The sequence below is a fragment of the Rathayibacter sp. AY1F2 genome (genome assembly GCF_002930885.1).
Classification (GTDB): domain Bacteria; phylum Actinomycetota; class Actinomycetes; order Actinomycetales; family Microbacteriaceae; genus Rathayibacter.
The window spans coordinates 1-21,724 of the sequence record NZ_PSVG01000013.1 but is presented as its reverse complement, the minus strand read 5'-3'; the positions used below and the strand labels follow the sequence as shown (position 1 = coordinate 21,724).

Below are 21,724 nucleotides of genomic sequence, written 5' to 3'. Positions count from 1 at the left end.
CGCGATGATGCTCCCATTCCCGAACAGTACGGAGGAAAGGCCGCCGTCACGACCGCCGTTCACACCCCCCGCACGGCGCACACTGCTGCACGATGTCTCACCTTCAGCGCGAGGGCAGCCTGTGGACCACGTCTGCTGTGCTCAGCTCCAGGAGGAAACTGAGCACGTCCTCCTCGAGGACCTCTCGGGGGACGCCGAACTCGTCGGCGAGCCCCGCGAGGATCTCGACGGTCGTGGACGGATGCTCGAGCCTTCTCCAGATCGCGTGCGCCGTGCCCTTCAGCACGAGGGGCACGGGAAACGGCGACAACAGGTTCAGCAGCACCGCCTGCGCGTCGTCCTCGACGAAGGCCAGCTGATCGGATCGCGCCCACACGGCGTGATCCAGAGCTCCCGGATCGACGGTGGTCACGAGTGGGTCGCATTCTCTCGGCGACGGCGTCGACGATCGGCGGCGAGCGAGCGCACGAGCCCGAGGAACGCCCGCAGATCTGACAACGACGGCCGATCGAAGCGGACCATCCCCGTCTCCGCAGCCCTCCGGCGCGCCCGGCGTGTGAGACCGATCACGGTCGTCAGCGCGGACACGATCAGCACGATGCGCCGCTTCCCTGTGGCCTCGACGAAGGCGAGCGCCCAGTGATAGCTGGACCGCCCCGTTCCGGCCACCCGCAGATCCCACAACCGGCGCTCGTGCACGGCCAGGTCGTCCGGCACGTCCAGCCCGAGGGCGTGGAGCACCGGGCGGAGGGGGTAGGCGCTGCGGGTGCTCTCGACGAGCAGGAGCAGCGCCTCCCGGTCCGATTCGCTCGCGCCCCTGAGGAACCCGATGACCGACTCGAGCTCGGACGTGCTCCGGGCAAGGAGGGGATCCTTCAGCGCGTGGAGCGCGACGACGACCGCGCCCGCGACCGGGGAGGGCACAGCGACCCTCCTGTGCGCGATCGTCACGGTCCGGTGCGACGTCCACAGCACGTCGAGGACTTCCTCCGGCTCTGCGAAGAATCCGGGGTAGCGGTCGTGCACGTCGATGTCGCAGGTCCACTGCGGATGGAACAGGGTCACGGAGTGCACCGGGTACGCGCGCGGGGCCGGGCGGTCGGGCCGGGGGATCCATCCGCGCTCGGCCAGCAGGTCGACGAGGCGCTGGACGTCCGCCGGGTGGACGAGCACGTCGACATCGCTGGACACGCGTCTCGTGCGGATGCCCTGTGCATGGGCGGTGGGCCCCTTGATGAACAGGGCGCGGAGCCCGTGCGTGGAGGAGAGGTGCGCGGTGAGGGCGTGTGCGAGGTGTACCGCATCATCGAGGGAGAGCTCGGTCGTCGCGGGTGCGGAGCTCACCGTCGATCCGACAACTGCCGGTGCCGACCGGTGGACGGCGCCGGACGCACCGCCATGGATCGCGACACCGCCGCTGCCCGTCGCTCCGAGTCGAGGCCGGACCGGGCGATCGAGGTCGTCGCCGGCAGCGACTCGGAGGCGAGCGATGCGGCGTACGCCAGCGCGATCCACACGGTCAAGGCGGTCCACGCGGGGGCGGAGGCCAGAGCGACGGCGAGGAAGACCCCCAGACCCAGTGCCGTCCCGTTGCGCCGATATCCCCGCACGATCAGCATCACGAGGAGGACGGCGAAGAGGGCCAGGGCGATCACTCCGGTCTCGGCAGCGAGCTGGGCGTAGACGTTGTTCGCGAGACCGCGAGAGGCGCCGTTCGAGGTGAGCCCCGCCACCGCCTGGGAGTAGTCGGTCCTCCACACGCCGAACCGGCCGGGTCCGACTCCGAACAGCGGATTGTCCGCGGCCATGGTGAAGCCCGTGCTCGACGACTGGGATCGGACGTTCAGCGAGCGGGTGCCGACGTCGACGGCGCCTGTGCCCAGTCCGAGCTTCGAGAGCTGCGCGAGGACGAAGCGCTGCAGGGCGGGAACGAGCAGGACGATCACCGCGCCCAGCGCGCCGACGCTGAAGATCTGCACTCCCACTCCCCGCTGGGGGCGGAGCGTCGCCGTGAGGACCGCCGCAGAGACGGTCGCGATCAGTGCCGACGTCGACTGCGAGTAGACGAGGCAGGCGACGGCGGCGGCGATTCCGATGCGGTCGCGACGGCGCAGGCAGGCGAACAGCGCGATCCCGGCGAAGAAACCGAGGTAGTTCCCCTCGAGGAACGGGCCGTTCCTCGGCAGGCTGACGCCGAAGGTCGCCCCCATCTGAATCGTCGAGTTGAGGAGAGCGGGCAGCGGGACCCCGGCGAGGTGGAGGGCCAGCTGGATCGCGCAGAAGACGAAAGCGAGGCGGACGGCGATCGAGAGAGCCCGCTCCATGTCCTGGAATCCCAGTCGGTGGCCGACGTACCACCAGACCGCGAGGGCCAGCAGAGCGTATCCGCAGTAGAGGATCATGTCGTTGGTGAAGCCCAGGTCATAGCCGTAGGCGGCTGGAACCTCGGGTTGCTTGAACAGGAATGCCCAGATCGTCGCCAGAACGACCAGCGCACCGAGCCCCAGCACGATCTCCCGTCCCACCGGCGTGTACCGGTCCTTCTGGACGGTGATCACGGAGAAGCCGATGGCCAGGATGACGGCGATCTCGGTGATCTTCAGCGGAGAGCCGACCTGAATGGTGAGCGCCTGCTGGAACGGCATGAAGACGATGGCGAGGAACAGAAGCCGCTGGACGACATCCAGACGCGCCGCGCCCTCTCGCGTCGTCGCGGTCGCAGCGCCCCCTCGAGCCATCGCGCGCCTCATCTCCGACGTGATCGATCATCGATCGTCTCCTGCAGCAGCTCCGTTCAGCTCTGTAGGACTACAGACTAACCACGGTCCCGGTCCCCCGGAGGTGGTCCCCTTTCGACCTCATACCGTCGGCCGGGAGCACATAGGATCGCTCACGGAGTCATGCCGACGGACCGCGTGGTCGGTGAGGGATCCTGTCCGATGGTCATCGACAGGGACCGGAGCCTTCCACGGCTCGGCCAAGCCGGAAGGGCGCGAACGGTTGACAAGCGGATCCACACTCGCTGAGGACTGGCGCGAAGGCGAGCGCACGATCGTGCACGTGACGGAGAGCTTCGGCGCAGGTACCGCGTCGGCGATCAGCGACTACGTAGCGGCCACGCCCGCCTTCCAGCACAGGCTCGTGTATTCACCGCGGGAGGACTCTCCGGTACCGGAGAGCGCCTTCGCGTCGTTCGCAGGCGTGACGGCGCTGCCGACAGGGCACGTCGCCCGAGTCCGCGCTCTGCGAACGGTTCTGGCCGGAATGCCGGGCGCTGTCGTGCACGCGCACTCCAGCTTCGGCGGAGCGTACGCGCGCCTCGCGGTCCGGGCGGGCCGGCGACGTCCGATCGTCTACACGCCGCACTGCTACGGCTTCGAGCGCCGAGACCTCCCGCTGCCCGCCCGGGCGGCGTTCCGGGTCTTCGAGGGCGTCCTCGCCTTCAACACCACCGTGTTCGCCGCCTGCTCAGCTCGCGAGGCCCGTCTGAGCCGGTGGCCGTTCAGCCGGGCGGAGGTCGTGCACGTCCCCAACTCGGTGCCCGCCTCGCTCCCGCCCGCCACTCGCCCCGGCGGGCCGAGGCCTCTCCGCCTCGTCGGCGCCGGTCGGCTCTCGACGCACAAGGATCCCCGATTCTTCGCCGAGGCCGTGGAGGCCGTGCGCGCCGCCGGCCATTCCGTCGACGCGACGTGGATCGGCGGAGGCGAGGGGCGTCACCGCACCGCCCTCGACCAGGCCGGCGTCCACGTCACCGGCTGGCTCAGCCGCGACGAGGCGCTCCGCCGACTGGGCGATGCCGACGTGTACCTGCACAGCGCGCAGTGGGAGGGGATGCCGATGGCCGTTCTGGAGGCGCACGGCATGGGGCTGGCCCTCGTCGTGCGGGACATCCCCGCCTTCGATCGCCTCGGCCTGCCCCTGGTCGCGCACTCCCCCCACGATGTGGCGTCGTACTGGGGCGATCTGGAGGACCCGGCGGCCCGTTCCCGTCTCGTCGCCGCCGCCGAGCACGCCCTCGCCCTGAACACCGTGCAGCACCAGTCGCAGATGCTCGAGCGGCTCTACCTCGGCCTGCTGCCGACCGCCCCTCGGAGGAGGAAGCCATGACGACAGTGCTCGTCTCCGCCCGTGTCCTCGACAGACAGGTCGGCGGCAACACCCGCTACGCCCGCACCGTCTACAGCGGGCTCGCCGGACACGGCGTGCAGCACGTGCTGTCCCGACCTCCGATCGAGGGGGGCCGAGCCCGCAGCGCCGTCTACGGCGCCTATGAGGGACTCGTACTGCCGAGGCTCCGCCCCTCCGGGATCGACGTCCTCCACTTCCCCGCGGACACGGGGCCGCTGGTTCCGAGCCGCCTCCCGATCGTCGGCACGATCCACGGGCTGGCGACACTCCACGTGGACGATGTGCGCAGCCGGAGCTCCGACCGGTTGTGGCGCCTGCGCGTCGCGCGTCTCGCAGCACTCTCGACCACGATCATCACGGTCTCCGATTCCTCCGCCCGGGACATCGCGACTGTCGCACCCGACGCCGCCGGGAAGATCGTCACCATCCCGCACGGGATCGACCACGACACGTTCAACACCCGCTCCACCGACCAGGACTCCGTCGCGCTCGACGAGCTGGGGATCGACGGCCCGTACTTCCTCTACGCGGGCAACCTCGACCCCCGCAAGAACATCATCGAGCTGTGCCGAGCCGCCTCGAAGGTCTTCGACGAGACGGGGGTGCCGCTCCTGGTGTCCGGCGCTCCGGCGTGGGAGAGCGACGCGATCCTCGAGGCGGTCCGCGGAACCCGCGGCGTGCGCTACCTCGGCCGCGTACCGGATGAGGCGCTCGTCCCGCTGCTCCGGGGAGCGCTCGCCTTCTGCTTCCCCTCCACCTACGAGGGCTTCGGCTTCCCGGTCGTCGAGGCCATGGCGTGCGGCGTTCCCGTCATCTGCAGCGATCGCGGGTCGCTCGCCGAGGTGGCGGGCGGCGCGGCGCTGACGCTCACCGACATCGGCGCGACGGCGATCGCCGATCACATGCGCGAGATCGTCGCCGATCCGTCCCTCCGCAACGACCTGCGGAGCCGGGGTCTGATCAACGCTCGACGATTCCACTGGTCGGACTCCATCGCAGCGCATGCTCGCGTCTTCGAGGAGGCCGCGCGGTGAGGGTCACGATCGTCCACGCCTACAGCACCACCAACTCCGGCGACGGCCTGCTCGTCGAGGAGGCGCGGGAGCTGGTCCTCTCGGCCCTGCCGACGGCGGAGATCACGCTCGTCGCCCTCGATCCCGCGAGCTTCGACGAGGAGCTCTACGAGAGTGTCCTGCACCCCCTCACCGGCCGTGCCGGCAGCATCGGCAGCCTCGAGACGCTGCGACGCGGTGGGGTCGCGCTGCTCTCCGGCCGCCGGAGCGCCGGCTACGCCCGGGCGATCGCCGGGTCCGACCTCGTCGTCGGCGTGGGGGGCGGCTACCTCCGCACCAAGAATCCCGTCGAAGTCGTCAAGATGATGTGCACCAACTTCGTCCAGATGCCCCGGCGCAGCGACCGCGTTCCGTTCGTCTACCTTCCGCAGAGCATCGGGCCGCTCAATCTCGGGACCCGCCGTGTGATCGCGGCGCGACTGGCCCGCGCCGTCGGGGTCTTCGCTCGGGACGACCGCTCCGTCGAGGAGCTGTCCGGCCTCGCGAACGTGCACCGCGCTCCCGACATGGCCCTTCTGGGCCTCCCCGACGAGTTCGATCCGAGGACCGTCGTGCGGGCCGGAGCTCCCGGGCCCGTCGGGATCGTCGCCCGCGCGCTGTCCTCGAGCCGGTCGCGACGTGCCGCCTACGAGTCGCGGATCGACGCCCTCGCGCGCGATCCGGAGTCGGAGCTGCTCGCTCAAGCCACCGCTCGCGGCAACAACGATCCGCAGTTCTACGAGCGGCTCGGCCACGAAGGGCCATTCCGCCTGCTCCGCGACGCGGTCGGCAGCGGAGTCGCGGATCGGCCGGCGGTCGTGGTCTCGGTCCGGCTGCACGGCAGCATCCAGACCATCCGCAGCGGCGTTCCGAGTGTCCATCTGAGCTACGAGCGGAAGGGCTGGGGTGCCTACGACGACCTCGGGATCGACCGGTTCGTGCACAACGCCTTCGACGCCGATCTCTCGCTCATCCGCGACCAGATCGCTGAGCTGCGGGAGGACCCGTCCGACTACTGGAGGCGCGTCGGAGACTCCGTGTCGGCGCTGCGGATGCAGCGAGGACGACTCGTCGACCTCCTCGTCGACGCCTCCGGACCGGTCGGGCGCCCGTGAAGATCGTCTTCGCGAGCCACACCGCCGAGGTCGGGGTCTTCCGAGTGGGGAGCCACCACCTGGCTCGCGAGCTCTCGCGCCTCGGGAACACGGTGACGCACGTCTCGACGCCGTCCTCGCTCCTGCACGCGGGGCGCCTGCGGGACGCCACCGTGCGGGCCCGCTTCGGTCTTGCGCTGCGAGGTCCACGCACGGACGCGGCGGGCGTCGTGCACGCCGAACCGCTCACCGTCGCCCCACTGGGATCGCTCCCGGCGCGGATGCGGACGCCGTCTCTGCTGGTGCCGCTGCGGCCCTGGCGGGCGCCCAGTGGGGCGATGCGTCCTGATGTCCTCATCGTCGACCAGCCCCTGATGGGCGTGCCGCTCCTCGAGCTCCTGCAGCCGAAGCGTGTCGTCTACCGGCCCACGGACGCTCATTTCGAACCGGGGATGCGGGCGGCGGAGATCGAGCTCCTCGAGCGGGCGGACGCTCTCGTCGCCACGTCGGAGCCGGTGCTGCGCGCGGTCTCCGAGGGAGTGGCCGCGCCGGAGCGCACGCTGGTCCTCGAGAACGGAGTCGAGTACGAGCGGTTCCACGGTCTCGGTGCCGAGCGTGCGGGAGTCGTCTACCTCGGGGCGCTCGACCGCCGCTTCGACTGGGGAGGAGTCCGGATGCTCGCCTCGGCGTTCCCTGACGTCCCCTTCCGACTCGCCGGTCCGCTCCCGAAGAACGTGGAGACGCTGCCCGCGAACGTGGAGCTGCTCGGCGCCGTGCCCTACTCCCGGGCGCCCGCGCTGCTGAAGAGCGCCCGCGTCGGGCTGCTCCCGCTCTCGGACGACCCGGGCAACGCGGGTCGCAGCCCGATGAAGTACTTCGAGTACCTCGCCGCCGGCCTCAGGATCGTCTCGTCCGCCTCCCCTGCACTGCGAGCCCGCTCCGCCCCCGGCGTCTGGCTCTACGACGACCCTGCGGGCGCAGAGAACGGGCTGCGGTCCGCGCTGGAGGCTGCGGCGTCGGGACCCAACCGGGAGGGCTCGGTCTACGCGGAGCAGTACGGCTGGCACCGTCGCGCCGCCGACCTCGCACAGCTGCTCGACGCGGTGCTGGCGGCACCGCGCCGAGTGCGGCGCTGACGGCCCGTCCTCAGCGCCGCCAGCGGTCGATCGGGAAGGCGTCCAGCAGGGGCGCCGGATCCCACGCAGCCAGCGGGCGTCTAGGAGTGCAGCCGGATCCGCGTCGCGTGAGCCACGGCGGAGTCGAGATCATCGAAGAGGGTGTACTCCGACCCGGTCCGTCCTGTCCCCTCGAAGTAGTCCTGGTCCGTGAACGGCGGCTCGGCGCTGAACGCCTCATTCGACTCCCTGCGGCTCGTTCATCGATTCAGCTCGGAATGCCGGAGGAAGCGGGGGTCTGCGCGGAGGCGAGCGAGCGTCGCCGCTCTCCTCCCCTTCCCGCCTCGTCCTCGACCTCGGCCTGCAGCGACGAGCGCCTCGTACACGGCGCCGTGCAGCGCTCCCACGAGGGAACGCTCGCGCTTGGACAGGTCGGGTCGCTCCCTCTCTCCGTGCCGGCGCGCTCGCTCGAGGCCCGCCTCCAACGCCGCCGGCGACACGAGGCCGTCGAACAGCTCCACCCAGCCGCTCCCGACCTCCGCGGCGAGGGCCCGCGTCGATCCGGTCGCCGGGACCAGGATCGTCTTCCGCGCGCCGAGGGCGAGCAGCGCGGCTCCGGAGTTGTAGAGGTACTTGTACGGCAGGGTGACGAGGTCCGCGCCTGCCAGGAGCTCGTCCAGCTCGGCGTCGTCGATGTGGCCGAGCCGCAGGTGGACGCGACCGTCGGCTCCGACCGCTCTGCGCACCTCGTCGGCGTACTCGGGGACAGCGGCCGCGCCGGCGATGACGAGTTCGCCGTCGGTGAGTGCGCTGAAGGCCGCGATCAGCTCCTCGAGTCCCTTGTAGGGCCGGATCTGCCCGAAGAACAGGATGCGCCGACCCGCTTCACGGGGGCCCGGGACAGAGGCCGACTCCGGATAGGCGCCGTGCAGGACGACGACTCCCCGGTCCAGGTCGTTCTCGTCGGACTCGTTCAGATAGATGCGGACGTCCGTGAGCCGGTCCAGCCAGCGCGCGAGGAGAGTCTCGACGGCACTGCCCGATTCGTGCGGTCGGAGGTTGTGCATCGTCACGACGACCGGCGTCCCCGACGCGAGCAGCCGGGCGATGAGCCCGAAGGCGAGGGCGGACTTCAGCCAGCGGCGCGGACCGCGCGGGGCACGGAAGAGGTACTCCGGCCAGTGCACGTGGAAGACGTCGTAGCGCCCGAGAAGGGCACGTCGCCAGGTGAACGCGACCGGTTCCACCGACGCCGGGAACGAACCGACGAGCAGCTCGATGTAGGGGTTGCTCGAGCCGGAGAAGTCCTTCACGGAGAAGAGCGCCCGGATCATTCGCGTGCTTCTCCTTCGTTCGTCTCTTCGGCGGACCGCCCCGGGCACCACGAGACGACATGGGAGAGGGCACCACGGCCTGTGATCGGACCGCGACACGCCCGCTTCGGCGACGGAGCGGACGACCTCGGCCGGCGAGGGATGGTCTGACGCTACCAGTCGGGTTTCTCGAGGTCCGTCACCCGCCGCCCCCGTCAGAGTTCGGTGATGACGATCTCCGAGAAGCGAGTCACTCCTGCTGTCACCGATCCGAAGGTGAACCGCAGCCGGAAGTGCGTCGCCCACGCAGGAGCGACCCGGTTCCAGGTCGTCTGCTGATAGGTCTTGCGGAAGGGAGCCTGCGCGTTCGCGCCGGCGAGGTCGAGATTCGACACCGGGCGAGCGCTGCTCCGAGCGACGATCGGGATCCCCGACGAGGACACGCCGGTCACGGCGACGAAGGATTCGGACACGTACATCGTGCCCGTCGACGTGGATCCCGCGATGGTGAAGTCGACGCCGTACAGCAGCCCCGCTGTGACGGGGACGTCGATGGAGACCGCCGGACCGGGACCGCCGGCCACTCGGGTCATCAGCAGCTGGTTGCCGCTGGTGGTCAGCGTCATGGACGGGCTGGTGGTGCGGCTCGTCGCGTCGGCGCCGTTGAGGAACGCGTCGACGGGCGCTGCGAGAGAGAAGTTCCCGTCGACGAGCTTGTTCGCCGCCTTCGAATGCAGAATCGACCCCTGCCCCGAACCGCTGCCGTTCCCGTCCGAGGTGACGTGCTGGCTGATACGGACCTTCGCAGTGCCACCGGCGAGATATCCCGATTTCATCTGCGTATTGAACATCGACAGTTGATGGACCTGGATTCCGCCGCCCCACCCTCCTGCAGTGGTCTCGAAGAGGTAGTTGGCCACCGGGACCTGATGGAAGAAGAGGTGTCCGCCTGAGATCGAGATCTGCGCAGCTGTACTCGACCCGGTGACGAACTGCGAGAGCGTGGAGTTCGCGCCGCTCTCGTTGATCTCGATATGCGGCTGGTGCAGGATCACCCGACCCGCGTCGACCTTCACGGCCTGCACGCAGAAGTCGATCGACGTCGAGACGAAGTGCAGCTCGCCGTTCGGGTTGGCGTTGTAGACGCCGAGGGTGCTGGTGCCGATACCACCGCCGATGAACTTGATGTTCTCGCCGTAGTTGACTCTGCCTGCGGGCATGGAAACGGCCGTCCTGCAGCGGAAGATGTGGAAGTTGTAGAAGCTGATCAGGAACGCATCGTTCTCGAAGGACACGCCGGTCCCGAAGCCCGAGATCTCCAGGCCCCAGAGTCCGAGCCCGCGCGTGGTGGCGGCAGTCGTGCTGTCGGTGTTGAACAGGATTCCGGTGCTGGCCGTCGCGGACGCTCCCGGCCCCAGCAGACGGAGTCCGGTGATCGCCGCCCTGTTGTTGGGGTAGCCGGACGTGGCACTGCCGATCACCGTGAGAGCAGGACCGCTGGTGATGGCGGTCGCATTCAGCGGACCGCAGGTGAACTCGAGCGAGATGTACGAGGAGTCGATCACGAGGGTGCGCGTGATCTTGAAGCTCTTCGAGATCGTCAACGTGACCTCTTGGCGAGCGGCGACGAAATAGTCGATCGCGGCGCGGAGCTTGTCCTCGTCAGTGGTCCCGGCGAATTCGAGGTAGTTGTGGATTCCGTTGACGCGGGTCGCAGGTATAGTCTCGTCCGCGGCTTCCGCGGCGGGTGCGGCGACGACGGCGGCCGCGGCCGCGGCCCCTCCGTAGCGGAGGAACGTGCGGCGGGATCCGGGTCCTGTTTCGAGAGTCGTCGTCATCTCCTCATGCTCGGATCATCCCGCCATCGGCTGTCGACGGCCGCACCCCCCGACCGCGGAGGGAAGCAGAGGAGACTCTGTCGTTTTCCTGGAACGACGACGCGGATCCATGGTTCCGCCCCTAGAAGGGGGGCCCAAGGGGCGGATCCTTCTTCACGAGCGGCCGCTCTCACAGGATTGCAGGATCAGCAGCTTGCCGAACGCCAGCACCTGATAGACCACCGCCAGAGTCCACTCGCTCACCCGCCGCGGCTCGTCGACCGAGCCGACCGAGAACGGTGTGCGCAGGCAGCGAGACGCGATCGTGCGGACCCGGGTCACATGCGGAGTGGAGGTCATCAGTGCCACCGAGGTCCAGTCGTACTCCGAGGAGAGCGTGTTCAGCTCGGAGATCTCACCGCCCGTAGTGAACGGGGAGGGAGTGAAGCAGACGACTCTGACCTCCTCGCCGGCATCGCATTCGGCTCGGGCGAACGAACCGTTCTCCAGGCGCGGAGTCGAGAGCACGAGGGTGACATCCCGGTGCTCCTCGAGCAGAGCGAGCGCACGGCCGACCCTGCGATCAGTAGCAGGACCCAGCACCACGAGCGCATCGGCTCCCCCCACGGGATCGAGAACGGGGCGGACGAAGAGGGGCACCGCCACCGCGGCGAGCAGTGCGACGGCGAGGAGGACGGCGAGCCACGTGCGCCAGAGGATCCGCAGTGAGCGTGCGGCGGATCGATTCGGGACGACTCGTCGGAGGATCGTGCCGACCAGCGCCCCGACCGCCGTGCCCGCGAGAACCGAGAGGAGGCCGTACAGCACGCCACCGACCGACGGCGGAGTGACGATCATCTCGACGGTCGACGCCCCCTCGAGCAGCGCGAGCACTCCGAGTGCGGGGACGAAGGGTCGACGGCTGCTCGCCGCCACCAGCGCGGCTGCCGCCGCTGCAGCCGGTGAGGCGAGAGCGCAGACTGCGATCCCTTCTCCACCCAGGGCGTGGACGAGACCAGTCGGATCATGGGAGCGGGCGATCCGGACGAACTGCCGCGAGGAGTCCGATCCGAAGGGATCGGCGCAGACGAGCAGGAGCAGAAAGGCGAGGACCGCCGTGGTCCCGGCGACCCGCAGGCGCCACCGGCTCACCGGAGCCTCCCCGGCCGACCGTGTCACGCCCAGCAGCCCGCCTCCGCGGACGCGAGGCGATCGCGCTCGCGTGCGCGCCTGAGGACGGGAAGGACGGGGAGGTCCGAGAAGAGCGTCACAGGAGCGAACACTACCCAGGGGAAGGGACGAGGAGGACCTGAGCGGTCGGGCTTCCGCCGGATCCTCGCCGGCGGGTGGCACGCCGACAGGAGACGATGCGCAGGACTGCGGGTGGACGGGATCGCGACTCCGCCTCAAGCCCTCCGGGTCGGCCTCCGAGCCCGACGCCCCCGGGACCGCGTCCCCGGCGCCGCCTAGTCGTTGCCGAGGATGACGATGGCGGCAGTGGGGGGAAGCGCGTCCTCGTGATAGCGCTCGATCTCGTCGATGGCGATCGGGTCGGCCTGCTGGAGGAACTGGGTGAGGCGGGTGACCTCCTCGGTCTCGCCGATGGAGTCGGCGGCGCGGCGGAGGGCGTAGAGGGAGAGCAGGAATCCGCGGTTGGGTCCGTGGCGCCAGGGGATGGGGCCCTGGCCGCGCCAGCCGGCTCCGCGGAGGAGGTCGAGGCCGCGGTGGTAGCCGACGCGGGCGTAGGCGTAGGAGGGGAGGGCCGCGTCGATGCCCCAGACGCTGTCGGCGAGCAGTGCCCAGGCCAGCGGGGAGCGCGGGTGGGCGGCGGCGAGGGCGGCGAATTCGACGGCTCCCGGGTTCGCGTGCTTCGCGAGGGCCGCGGTGACCGCGGGCTCGTCGGGGAGGAGGGTCGGTTCGGGGCCCAGCAGGTTCTCGCCACTCATGCCTCCCAGGCTATCCCGCTCGGGGCTGTGCGGGTCCGGGGTCCGGCCGTCCGGCGCACGACGGTCGTCCCTCCACAGGGGCGTCAGCGGAGGGAGCCGGGCGGTTCGCCGGTCGTCGCCGTCGTGCGCGGGGGTGCCGCCGATAGCATCGACCCATGGCGACGAACCGCAGTGAAGTCGAGGCCTGGCTCACGGACATGGACGGCGTGCTGGTGCACGAGAACAAGGCGCTCCCCGGCGCGCCCGAGCTGATCCAGGAGTGGACCGATTCGGGCACCCCGTTCCTGGTGCTGACGAACAACTCGATCTTCACGCCGCGGGATCTGGCGGCGCGGCTGCGCGGGTCGGGGCTGCACGTGCCGGAGGAGCGGATCTGGACGAGCGCTCTGGCGACGGCGGACTTCTGCGCGTCGCAGAAGCCGGGCGGGAGCGCGTTCGTGATCGGCGAGGCGGGGATCACCACCGCGCTGCACGAGGCGGGCTTCATCATGACGGAGACGGCGCCGGACTACGTGGTCGTGGGCGAGACCCGCAATTACAGCTTCGAGGCGATCACGAAGGCGATCCGCCTGATCGTCGCGGGTGCGCGCTTCATCGTCACCAATCCCGATGCGACGGGGCCGAGCGCCGAGGGCGTGCTCCCGGCGACGGGGGCGATCGCGGCGCTCATCACGAAGGCGACGGGCAAGGATCCGTACGTCGTCGGCAAGCCGAACCCCATGATGTTCCGCTCGGCGATGAACAAGATCGGCGCGCACAGCGAGAACACCGGGATGATCGGCGACCGGATGGACACCGACATCGTCGCGGGCATCGAGGCGGGCCTGCACACCGTGCTGGTGCTGACGGGGATCAGCGACGAGGCCGAGATCGAGCGCTATCCGTTCCGCCCGGACGAGGTGCTGAGCGGGGTGCACGAGCTCCTGTCGTCGGAGCCGCTGGAGTCGGAGTTCCCGCCGGATTCGGCGGCCTGAGTCCCGGCGGCCCGGCAGCGGGTCGGGCGCCGGTTCCTGACACGGCACCGCGGCTCGCGGGGGTCAGAAGCGGACGTGCTGCAGCACCCAGGCGTGCATCGCGACGGCTGCCGCCGCCGAGGCGTTGATCGACCGGGTCGAGCCGAACTGCGTGATCTCGAGCACGGCCTCCGAGGCGGCGATCGCCTCCTCCGAGAGGCCGGGTCCCTCCTGCCCGAACAGCAGGAGGCAGCGCTCGGGGAGCCGGTAGGTCTCGAGCGGAACGCAGCCGGGGACGTTGTCGACGGCGAGGAGGGGCACGTCCGCCTCCGCGGCCCACTGCACGAGGTCGGCCACCGTCTCGTGGTGCTGGACGTGCTGGTAGCGGTCGGTGACCATCGCGCCGCGCTTGTTCCAGCGCCGCCGGCCGACGATGTGGACGCCTTCCGCGCCGAACGCGTTGGCGCTGCGGACGATCGAGCCGATGTTCATGTCGTGCTGCCAGTTCTCGATCGCGACGTGGAACGGGTGCCGCGTGCGGTCGAGCTCCGCGACGATCGCGTCCATCCGCCAGTAGCGGAAGCGGTCGACCACGTTGCGCGCGTCGCCGCGCTCCAGCAGCTCCGGGTCGAGGCGGTCGTCCTCGGGCCGCTCCCCCTGCCAGGGGCCGACGCCGTTCGTGGTGAGCTCCACGGAGGCGGTGGGTCCGGTCGCGGGGGTCGCCTCGTTCTCCTGCACGACGAGCGATCCTACTGGGCGCTCCGCGGCTCGGCCGGGTGCACCGGGCCGGAGCCCAACGGCGTCCTCCGAGGCCCGAGCGACGGCGCGCGTCAGGCCGCGGGGGTGCCGGCGAGGGAGCCGGTCAGCTCGCCGCCGCCCGCCCGGTCGACGAAGCAGTAGTAGCTGCGCTCGCCCGCGTCCCACTGCTCCTGGGTGACGGGGAACGCACCGGCGACCTGCACGTCGCCGTAGGTCTCGGCCGCGGCGACGTCCACGACGCCCTGCGCCTGGCAGAGCGAGGAGACGGTGACGGCCAGGGCGTCCTGGCCGGGGAACACCGCGTCGGTCAGCTCCGCGGTGGAGACGAGCTGGGCGGAGTGGGCCCCCGCGCAGTCCACGACGGTGAACTCCTCCGCCCAGACGGAGTCGAAGGGCTCGACGCACTCGCCGCCGAGGAGCGCGCTCCAGGCCCAGGTGCCGACGGGCAGCGGTCCGACGGTCGGGAGGGTCGCGGTCGGCGTGGGCGAGGGGGTCGGCTCCGCCGTGGGCGTCTCGCTGACGACCGGGACGGCCTGCGGCTCTGCTCGGCCGCCGGCGCTCCCGACGGCGATGCCGATCGCGAAGAGCCCGGCGAGGAGGATCACCGCACCCGCCGCGATCAGGCCGATCAGGAGCCGGCGTCGGCTGAGCGTGCGCCACGCGGGCGCTGCGGCGGTCGCCGAGTCGCGTTCGCGGCTCTCGGGTCGGGACCGGGCGGAGCGGCGCTTCCGCGGCGGAGCGGCGTTGACGTGGGCGGCCGCGGGAGCGGTGCGGAAGGGCGCGGGCTCGGCGCGGTCGGCGGGCTCGGCGGCCGGCTCGAGGTTCCACGAGTAGGCGCCGGCGGTCTCGCGCCACAGCTCCTCGTCGCCGCCGTCCTCGTCGGGCTCGTCCTGCGGAGCGACGACCTGCTCCCACACGGGCGGCTGGTCCCAGTCCCCGCGCGGGTCGGGCCACTCGTAGACGGCGGGCGGAGTCGGCTCGCGCGGAGTCGGCGGGGTCGCGCCGACCGGGCGTCCGTCAGCGGGGTAGAGGGCGCCGGAGCGGTCCGCCGGGTCGACGTCGGTCGAGGATCCGGCATCGGGCTCGTCGTCCGGCCGGTGGGCGCTGCGCAGTCCGGCGGGGGCGGTCGGCAGGTCGGCGGGAGGGTCGGTGTGCGGCAGGACCGGGCGCACGGAGTCCGCCCCGCGGCGATGCACCTCGGTGCGGCCGGCATCGGCGGAGGCGTCGGAGCCGGAGCCGGAGCCGTCGGCATCGTCGTCGAGGAGGGGAGCGAAGAACGCGTCGAAGGCGTCCTCGTCGGACACGTCCGCGTCGGAGGCACTCGTGTCGCGGGCAGTCGTCCCACCGGCACCCGCCTCGCGGACACCCGTCTCGCGGGCACTCGCCTCGCGGGCACCCGCCTCGTGCACTCCCATGGCGCGGGCTCCCGTGTCGGAGACTCCCGTGTCGTCGCCCGGAGAGCTCCGTCCCTCGGCGGAGACGCCGTCGCGGTCGGAGGAGCGCTCCGGCTCCACGACCGTTCCGCGGTCGGCGTCGGCGTCCTGCTCCTCCACCCGAGCGGAGTCGTCCGCGGGTTTCGGGAGGTCGCCGTCGGCCTCCTCGGCGGCGGGCGTCGCGCTCAGCACGGGCTCCCCCGGCCACAGGCCGACCGGAGCGGCAGGGGCACGGCGCGGCGCAGTGTCGGAGTCGCTGTCGCTCGACGACGGTCCGGCCGCATCGGCGGAGGAGGCCGACTCGCTCGCAACCCTCCGCTCCTCCGCTGACGCGTGGGCCTCGTCGGCTGCGGGCTCAGCAGGACCGGACGTCCGCTCCGCGCGCGACTCCTCCACGGGAGGGACGGGGCGGGGCGAGTCGAAGATGCTCTTCAGGCGGCCGCCGCTGAGCTGCTGGAGCAGCCACTCGCTGCTGCCGACGGGTCGCTCCGGCTCGGGTCGCTCCGGCTCGGCACGCTCCGGCTCGGAGGTCTCCGATCCGGCAAGCTCGGGCTCGCGGCCCTCGGACCCGCGGCGCTCCGGCTCCGGGTGCTCGCCGCCTCCCGGGCCCCCGCCGCGTCCCCCCTCGTCGACCATCAGCTCAGGCCGAGGTCGGCCAGACCGATCGCGGCGAAGTACGGGTAGCCTGCGTCCTCGATGATCTCGCGGGCCCCGGTCGCGCGGTCGACGACGACGGCGACTCCTGCGATCTCGGCGCCGACCTTCAGCAGGGCCTCGATCGCCTTCAGCGGCGAGCCGCCGGTGGTGGACGTGTCCTCGACGACGACGACGCGCTTGCCCTCGAGGTCGGGGCCCTCGACCTGCCTGCCGCGGCCGTGGTCCTTGGGCTCCTTGCGCACGACGAACGCGTCGTAGGCGAGACCGCGGGCGGTGCCCTGGTGGAGGATCGCGGCGGCGATCGGGTCGGCTCCCATGGTGAGGCCGCCGACGGCGTCGACGCGCTCGATCGGCGCGATGAGGTCGAGCATGACCTGCCCGATCAGCGGCGCGACGCGGTGGTCGAGGCTCACGCGGCGCAGGTCGACGTAGTACGACGCCTTCTTGCCGCTCGTGAGGGTGAAGTCCCCATGGAAGACGGCATCGGAGCCGATGTACTCGATGAGCTGCTGGCGTGCGTCGGTCACGCGCCTACTCTACGGGGCGGCCCCTCCCCCGCTCGGGAGCGCGCCCGCTGCGGCGTGCTCGCCCGCCTCGTCGCCTCCTCCGCGGAACTGCGTCATGTAGAGCTCGTAGTAGGCACCGCGCTGCTTCAGGAGCGCCTCGTGCGCGCCCTGCTCGACGATCCGGCCCGACTCCATCACCAGGATGGTGTCGGCGTCGCGGATCGTGGAGAGCCGGTGCGCGATGACGAACGAGGTCCGGTCGGTGCGCAGCGCGTTCATCGCGTGCTGCACGAGCAGCTCCGTGCGGGTGTCGACCGAGGAGGTGGCCTCGTCGAGGATCAGCAGCGACGGGTTCGCGAGGAACGCGCGCGCGATCGTGATCAGCTGCCGCTCGCCCGCCGAGACGCTGCCGCCGTCGGCGTCCAGCACCGTGTCGTAGCCGTCGGGCAGCTGGCGCACGAAGCGGTCGACCATGGTGGCCTTCGCCGCGTCGACGATCTCCTCGTCGGTCGCGTCCAGGCGCCCGTAGCGGATGTTCTCGCGGATGGTGCCCTGGAAGAGCCACGCGTCCTGCAGCACCATGCCCACGCGCGAGCGCAGATCGCCGCGCGCGAGGCTCGTGATGTCGACGCCGTCGAGCAGGATGCGCCCTCCGGTGAGCTCGTAGAAGCGCATGACCAGGTTGACCAGCGTGGTCTTCCCCGCCCCGGTCGGACCGACGATGGCGACCGTCTGCCCGGGCTGCGCCGAGAAGGTCAGGTCCTCGATCAGCGGCTGCTCCGGGTCGTACGAGAACGAGACGCCCTCGAACTCCACGTGGCCGTCGGTGCGCTGCGGGAGCGACGCGGTCGCCGTCTCCGGCTCCTGCTCCTCGGCGTCGAGCAGCTCGAACGTGCGCTCGGCCGAGGCGACGCCGGACTGCAGCATGTTCGCCATGCTCGCCAGCTGGGTCACCGGCTGGGTGAACTCGCGGGAGTACTGGATGAACGCGGTCGCGTCGCCGAGCGTCAGCTGACCGGAGGCGACCCGCAGGCCGCCGACCACGGCGATGAGCACGTAGGAGAGGTAGGAGACGAAGGTCATCGCGGGCATGATCATGCCCGAGACGAACTGGGCGCCGAACGAGGCGGTGTAGAGGCTGTCGTTGCGGCGGTCGAACTCCTCGAGCATCTCGCGGTCGCGGCCGAAGGCGCGGACGATCTCGAGCCCGGAGAAGGTCTCCTCGATGTGGCCGTTGAGCGCGCCCGTGTTCTTCCACTGGGCGGCGAAGAGCTTCTGGGAGCGGGCGCCGATCACGCCTGCGATCACGCCCGAGAGCGGGATCGAGATCAGCGCGATCAGCGCGAGCTGCCACGAGACGATGAACATCATCGCGGCGATGCCGATGATGGTGAGCACCGACTGCACCAGCTGCGAGAAGGCCTGCTGCAGCGCCGTCTGGATGTTGTCGACATCGTTCGTGACGCGCGACATCACGTCGCCGCGCTGCCGGGTGTCGAAGAAGCGCAGCGGGAGGCGGTTGAGCTTCGCCTCGATGTCCTGGCGGAGGCCGAAGACCACCCGCATCACGAGGCCGTTGAGGATGTAGCCCTGTGCCCACATGAGCACCGACGCGACGACGTACATCAGCAGCACGATGATGATCAGGCGGCCGAGGACCACGAAGTCGATGCCCGCGCCGGGCACGATGTCGGTCTTGGCCAGCATGTCGGCGAAGGTGCCGTTGCCCGAGGCGCGCTGCTGCTCGATGATCTGCTCGAGCGGGACGCCGGCGGGCAGCTGCGAGCCGATCACGCCGTTGAAGATCGTGTCCATCGCCTGCCCGAGGATCTTGGGCGCGATGACGGTGAGGACGACCGACAGCGAGACCAGGGCGACCACGAGGACCATCCGAGCGCGCTCGGGGCCGAGCAGCGAGAAGAGGCGCTTGGCCGAGGGCCAGAAGTTCTGCGCCTTGCGGGCGGGCGGCCCGTCCCCGATCATGCCGCCGTCACCCTCGCCGGGCTCGAACTCGGGCTCGGGGGACGTCGTCTCCTCGGGGACGGTGGTGTCGCGTGTGCGCGCCATCTCAGGACACTCCTTCGACGCTCAGCTGGGATTCGACGATCTCGCGGTAGGTCGCGTTCGTCTCGAGGAGCTCGTCGTGCGTGCCGCGGCCGACGACGCGGCCCGCGTCGAGCACGACGATCTGGTCGGCGTGGCGGATGGTCGACACCCGCTGGGCCACGATGATCACGGTCGCGTCGGTGGTGGCGTCGGCCAGCGACTCCCGCAGCCGCGCATCGGTCGCGACGTCGAGCGCCGAGAACGAGTCGTCGAACAGGTAGACCCGCGGCTTCGCGACGAGGGCCCGCGCGATGCAGAGCCGCTGGCGCTGCCCGCCGGAGACGTTGGTGCCGCCCTGCGAGACCGGCTCGTCGAGCCCGTGCTCCTTGCTCCGCACGAAGTCCTCGCCCTGGGCGATGCGCAGCGCTTCCCACAGCTCGGCGTCCGTCGCGTCGGGGCGGCCGAAGCGCAGGTTCGAGGCGATCGTCCCCGAGAAGAGGTAGGGGCGCTGGGGCACGAGCCCGATCACCTCGGCGAGCTGCGCCCGGTCGAGGGAGGAGACGGGCACGCCGTCGATCGTGACGGTGCCCTCCTGCGGGTCGAACAGGCGCGGCACGAGGCCGAGCAGGGTGGTCTTGCCAGCGCCGGTGGAGCCGACGACGGCCGTGGTGCGGCCCGGCTCCGCGACGATGTCGATGCCCGAGAGCACGGGGCGCTCGGCCCCCGGGTAGCCGAAGACGACCCCGGAGAACTCGACGCGGCCGCGCGCGGGCGTCGGGACTCCGCCCTGGGGCGTGGTGAGGCTGGTGCGGGCGTCGAGCACCTGCTGGATCCGCTCGGCGCAGACGACCGCGCGCGGGATCATCATCACCATGAAGACGCCCATCATCACGGCGGTGAGGATCTGGAGGAGGTACTGCAGGAACGCGGTGAGCGAGCCCACCTGCATCTGACCGGCGTCGACCCGCTGCCCGCCGAACCACAGCACGGCCGCGGTGGCCAGGTGCAGGATCATCATGATCGCGGGGAACATCAGCACGAAGATGTTGCCGACCTTGATCGACACCTCGGTGATCGCCGCGTTGGCCTTGCGGTACCGCTCGGACTCGAACGGCTCGCGCACGAAGGCGCGCACCACGCGGATGCCCGTGATCTGCTCGCGGAGCACGCTGTTGATCCCGTCGATCCGGTCCTGCATGAGGCGGAACAGCGGCAGCAGCAGGAACACCAGGAAGCCGACCACGACGAACAGCAGCGGCACCGACACCCAGACCAGCCAGGAGAGGCCGGCGTCCTCGCGCAGGGCGAAGACGATGCCGCCGACGCACATGATCGGCGCGGAGACCATGAAGTTGAGGGTCATCAGCACGAGCATCTGCACCTGCTGCACGTCGTTCGTGCCGCGGGTGATCAGGGTGGCCGTGCCGAAGCCGCCGACCTCGAGCCCGCTGAGCGAGTCGACGCGGCGGTAGACGTCGCGGCGCAGGTCGCGGCCGACGGACATCGCGGTGCGGGCGCCGAAGTAGACGGCTCCGATCGCCGCGGCGACCTGCACGACGCAGACGCCGAGCATGGTCATGCCGGTGCCCCAGATGAAGTCGGTGTCGCCGCGGCCGATGCCCTGGTCGATGATCTCGGCGTTGAGGCTCGGCAGGTAGAGCGCGGCGAGCGTCGCGACGAGCTGCAGCACGACGACGGCGGCCACCCACCGCGCGTAGGGCTTCGCGTAGGCGGCGGCGAGGCGGAGCAGGATCATGGGTCCTCCGGAGGGGCGGAGCAGGAGCGGGAGGGGAGGGGACCGGGCTGGGGAGCGCGGAGCGCCGGGGAGCCCGTCGGGCCCGCACGGCGCGGGCGGCGGCGGCGTCCGGACGACACGAACGGCCGGTCGGGACGGCGCTAGACAACCATCGACCACCGACACCGGTTCCGCAATCCGCCGAGGGGATGACTCCCCCGGCCCGCGGCCGCCGGGACGCGCGGAGGACGCGCAGGAGACGTGTCGGCGGCGGCTCCTACACTTCCAGGATGCGCATCGCCACCTGGAACGTGAACTCCATCCGGGCCCGCACCGGCCGCGTCGTCGACTGGCTCGTGCGCGAGGACGTGGACGTCCTCGCCATGCAGGAGCTCAAGTGCAAGCCCGAGCAGTTCCCGCACGAGGCCTTCGCCGACGCCGGGTACCACGCCGAGATGGTCGGGCTCAGCCAGTGGAACGGCGTCGGCATCGCCTCGCGCCTGCCGATGGAGGACGTGCAGGTCGGCTTCCCGGGCATGCCCGGCTTCGCGAAGGAGGCGGCGGCCGACGGCTCCTACCCGCTCGAGGCCCGCGCGATCGGCGCGACGGTCGACGGCGTGCGCGTCTGGAGCCTCTACGTCCCGAACGGCCGCGCGGTCGACGACCCGCACTACCTCTACAAGCTCGAGTGGCTCGCGGCCCTCGAGGCGAGCACCCGCGAGTGGCTGGCCGCCGAGCCCGACCTGCCGCTCGCCCTGGTCGGCGACTGGAACGTCGCGCCGCTCGACAGCGACGTGGGCGATCCGAGCCTCGGCCCCGGATCCACGCACGTCTCGATCCCCGAGCGCGCCGCCTTCGCCGCCTTCGAGGACGCGGGCCTGCGCGACGTCGTCCGCCCGCTCGTGCCCGAGGGCTACACCTACTGGGACTACAAGCAGCTCCGCTTCCCGCGCAACGAGGGGCTGAGGATCGACTTCGTGCTCGGCTCCCCCGCGTTCGGCGACCTCGTCACCGGCGCCTCGATCCACCGCGACGAGCGCAAGGGCGACGCCCCGAGCGACCACGTCCCGGTGGTGGTCGACCTCGACCTCGAGACGACCCTCGACGACGACCGCCCGATGATCTTCTGAGCATGGCCTCGTCGAAGAAGAAGCGCGCGCGGGCCGAGGC

General features: G+C 71.0%; 18 protein-coding genes. 6 read left to right on the top strand and 12 right to left on the bottom strand.

Annotated features, from left to right (window positions below; genetic code table 11):
* Nucleotides 1–103: 103 nt before the first annotated feature.
* The 3 genes from C5C54_RS17960 to C5C54_RS11055 are packed head-to-tail and all read right to left on the bottom strand — an operon-like array spanning nt 104 to nt 2,738.
* The gene (locus tag C5C54_RS17960) at nt 104–412 is read right to left on the bottom strand and encodes a PqqD family protein (protein ID WP_181027179.1); all 309 of its coding nucleotides are present in this window, start codon (nt 410–412) and stop codon (nt 104–106) included.
* Complete coding sequence (locus tag C5C54_RS17955; RefSeq protein ID WP_181027180.1) at nt 409–1,344, bottom strand: nucleotidyltransferase family protein; 936 nt, start codon at nt 1,342–1,344, stop codon at nt 409–411. The genes C5C54_RS17960 and C5C54_RS17955 overlap by 4 nt, the downstream gene beginning before the upstream one ends.
* Nucleotides 1,341–2,738, bottom strand: a complete 1,398-nt coding sequence (locus C5C54_RS11055) for an O-antigen ligase (protein WP_181127877.1) — start codon at nt 2,736–2,738, stop codon at nt 1,341–1,343. The genes C5C54_RS17955 and C5C54_RS11055 overlap by 4 nt, the downstream gene beginning before the upstream one ends.
* Between C5C54_RS11055 and C5C54_RS11050 the strand changes: the two genes are divergently transcribed.
* The 4 genes from C5C54_RS11050 to C5C54_RS11035 are packed head-to-tail and all read left to right on the top strand — an operon-like array spanning nt 2,620 to nt 7,410.
* A complete protein-coding gene (locus C5C54_RS11050; protein WP_104260968.1) occupies nt 2,620–4,107 on the top strand; it encodes a glycosyltransferase family 4 protein in 1,488 nt (495 codons plus the stop codon). The genes C5C54_RS11055 and C5C54_RS11050 overlap by 119 nt on opposite strands.
* Nucleotides 4,104–5,162, top strand: coding sequence for a glycosyltransferase family 1 protein (locus C5C54_RS11045; protein ID WP_104225715.1), 1,059 nt, complete (start codon nt 4,104–4,106; stop codon nt 5,160–5,162). Before C5C54_RS11050 ends, C5C54_RS11045 begins: the two co-directional genes overlap by 4 nt.
* Nucleotides 5,159–6,295 (top strand): polysaccharide pyruvyl transferase family protein, encoded by a 1,137-nt coding sequence (locus C5C54_RS11040; RefSeq protein WP_181027183.1) that lies wholly within the window; start codon nt 5,159–5,161, stop codon nt 6,293–6,295. Before C5C54_RS11045 ends, C5C54_RS11040 begins: the two co-directional genes overlap by 4 nt.
* Complete coding sequence (locus tag C5C54_RS11035) at nt 6,292–7,410, top strand: glycosyltransferase (protein WP_104288351.1); 1,119 nt, start codon at nt 6,292–6,294, stop codon at nt 7,408–7,410. The genes C5C54_RS11040 and C5C54_RS11035 overlap by 4 nt, the downstream gene beginning before the upstream one ends.
* Before the next feature lie 239 nt (nt 7,411–7,649).
* Here C5C54_RS11035 and C5C54_RS11030 read toward each other — a convergent pair whose 3' ends face one another.
* The 4 genes from C5C54_RS11030 to C5C54_RS11015 all read right to left on the bottom strand — a co-directional run bounded on the left by C5C54_RS11030 (nt 7,650) and on the right by C5C54_RS11015 (nt 12,465).
* On the bottom strand, nt 7,650–8,723 hold the full coding sequence (locus tag C5C54_RS11030) for a glycosyltransferase (protein WP_104262617.1): 1,074 nt from the start codon (nt 8,721–8,723) through the stop codon (nt 7,650–7,652).
* A gap of 194 nt (nt 8,724–8,917) precedes the next feature.
* Entirely contained in the window at nt 8,918–10,540 is a 1,623-nt protein-coding gene (locus C5C54_RS11025; RefSeq protein ID WP_104222798.1) for a twin-arginine translocation signal domain-containing protein, read from the bottom strand.
* Between the two features lie 153 nt (nt 10,541–10,693).
* On the bottom strand, nt 10,694–11,671 hold the full coding sequence (locus C5C54_RS11020; RefSeq protein WP_104222799.1) for an ElyC/SanA/YdcF family protein: 978 nt from the start codon (nt 11,669–11,671) through the stop codon (nt 10,694–10,696).
* Nucleotides 11,672–11,985: 314 nt separating this feature from the next.
* Nucleotides 11,986–12,465 carry a DUF3151 domain-containing protein gene (locus C5C54_RS11015; RefSeq protein ID WP_104266611.1) on the bottom strand — a complete coding sequence of 160 codons (480 nt, stop codon included), beginning with the start codon at nt 12,463–12,465 and terminating at the stop codon, nt 11,986–11,988.
* A 155-nt stretch (nt 12,466–12,620) separates the two neighbouring features.
* Here C5C54_RS11015 and C5C54_RS11010 point away from each other — a divergent pair, with 155 nt between their 5' ends.
* A complete protein-coding gene (locus C5C54_RS11010; protein WP_104288350.1) occupies nt 12,621–13,439 on the top strand; it encodes an HAD-IIA family hydrolase in 819 nt (272 codons plus the stop codon).
* Nucleotides 13,440–13,502: 63 nt separating this feature from the next.
* Here the strand turns inward: C5C54_RS11010 and C5C54_RS11005 are convergent, their stop codons facing one another.
* From C5C54_RS11005 to C5C54_RS10985, 5 genes are all read right to left on the bottom strand, one after another.
* A complete protein-coding gene (locus tag C5C54_RS11005; RefSeq protein ID WP_104225722.1) occupies nt 13,503–14,156 on the bottom strand; it encodes a TrmH family RNA methyltransferase in 654 nt (217 codons plus the stop codon).
* Nucleotides 14,157–14,248: 92 nt separating this feature from the next.
* Nucleotides 14,249–16,246 (bottom strand): hypothetical protein, encoded by a 1,998-nt coding sequence (locus tag C5C54_RS11000; RefSeq protein WP_104288349.1) that lies wholly within the window; start codon nt 16,244–16,246, stop codon nt 14,249–14,251.
* Complete coding sequence (gene pyrE / locus C5C54_RS10995; protein WP_104288348.1) at nt 16,246–16,794, bottom strand: orotate phosphoribosyltransferase; 549 nt, start codon at nt 16,792–16,794, stop codon at nt 16,246–16,248. The genes C5C54_RS11000 and pyrE overlap by 1 nt, the downstream gene beginning before the upstream one ends.
* Nucleotides 16,795–16,803: 9 nt before the next feature.
* Nucleotides 16,804–18,840, bottom strand: coding sequence for an ABC transporter ATP-binding protein (locus C5C54_RS10990; protein ID WP_104288347.1), 2,037 nt, complete (start codon nt 18,838–18,840; stop codon nt 16,804–16,806).
* A gap of 1 nt (nt 18,841) precedes the next feature.
* Nucleotides 18,842–20,575, bottom strand: coding sequence for an ABC transporter ATP-binding protein (locus tag C5C54_RS10985; protein WP_104288346.1), 1,734 nt, complete (start codon nt 20,573–20,575; stop codon nt 18,842–18,844).
* 269 nt (nt 20,576–20,844) lie between these two features.
* Here C5C54_RS10985 and C5C54_RS10980 point away from each other — a divergent pair, with 269 nt between their 5' ends.
* Nucleotides 20,845–21,684, top strand: coding sequence for an exodeoxyribonuclease III (locus C5C54_RS10980; RefSeq protein WP_104288345.1), 840 nt, complete (start codon nt 20,845–20,847; stop codon nt 21,682–21,684).
* The last annotated feature ends 40 nt before the right edge of the window (nt 21,685–21,724 follow it).

Bases quoted from the DNA above. Each gene is read 5' to 3' on its own strand.
- C5C54_RS11000 (WP_104288349.1), bottom strand. From the start codon at position 16,246: ATGGTCGACGAGGGGGGACGCGGCGGGGGCCCGGGAGGCGGCGAGCAC.
- C5C54_RS11025 (WP_104222798.1), bottom strand. From the start codon at position 10,540: ATGACGACGACTCTCGAAACAGGACCCGGATCCCGCCGCACGTTCCTC.
- C5C54_RS10980 (WP_104288345.1), top strand. From the start codon at position 20,845: ATGCGCATCGCCACCTGGAACGTGAACTCCATCCGGGCCCGCACCGGC.
- C5C54_RS11015 (WP_104266611.1), bottom strand. From the start codon at position 12,465: ATGAGTGGCGAGAACCTGCTGGGCCCCGAACCGACCCTCCTCCCCGAC.
- C5C54_RS11030 (WP_104262617.1), bottom strand. From the start codon at position 8,723: ATGATCCGGGCGCTCTTCTCCGTGAAGGACTTCTCCGGCTCGAGCAAC.
- C5C54_RS11010 (WP_104288350.1), top strand. From the start codon at position 12,621: ATGGCGACGAACCGCAGTGAAGTCGAGGCCTGGCTCACGGACATGGAC.
- C5C54_RS10990 (WP_104288347.1), bottom strand. From the start codon at position 18,840: ATGGCGCGCACACGCGACACCACCGTCCCCGAGGAGACGACGTCCCCC.
- C5C54_RS10985 (WP_104288346.1), bottom strand. From the start codon at position 20,575: ATGATCCTGCTCCGCCTCGCCGCCGCCTACGCGAAGCCCTACGCGCGG.
- C5C54_RS11055 (WP_181127877.1), bottom strand. From the start codon at position 2,738: ATGGCTCGAGGGGGCGCTGCGACCGCGACGACGCGAGAGGGCGCGGCG.
- C5C54_RS11045 (WP_104225715.1), top strand. From the start codon at position 4,104: ATGACGACAGTGCTCGTCTCCGCCCGTGTCCTCGACAGACAGGTCGGC.
- C5C54_RS11050 (WP_104260968.1), top strand. From the start codon at position 2,620: ATGGTGAGCGCCTGCTGGAACGGCATGAAGACGATGGCGAGGAACAGA.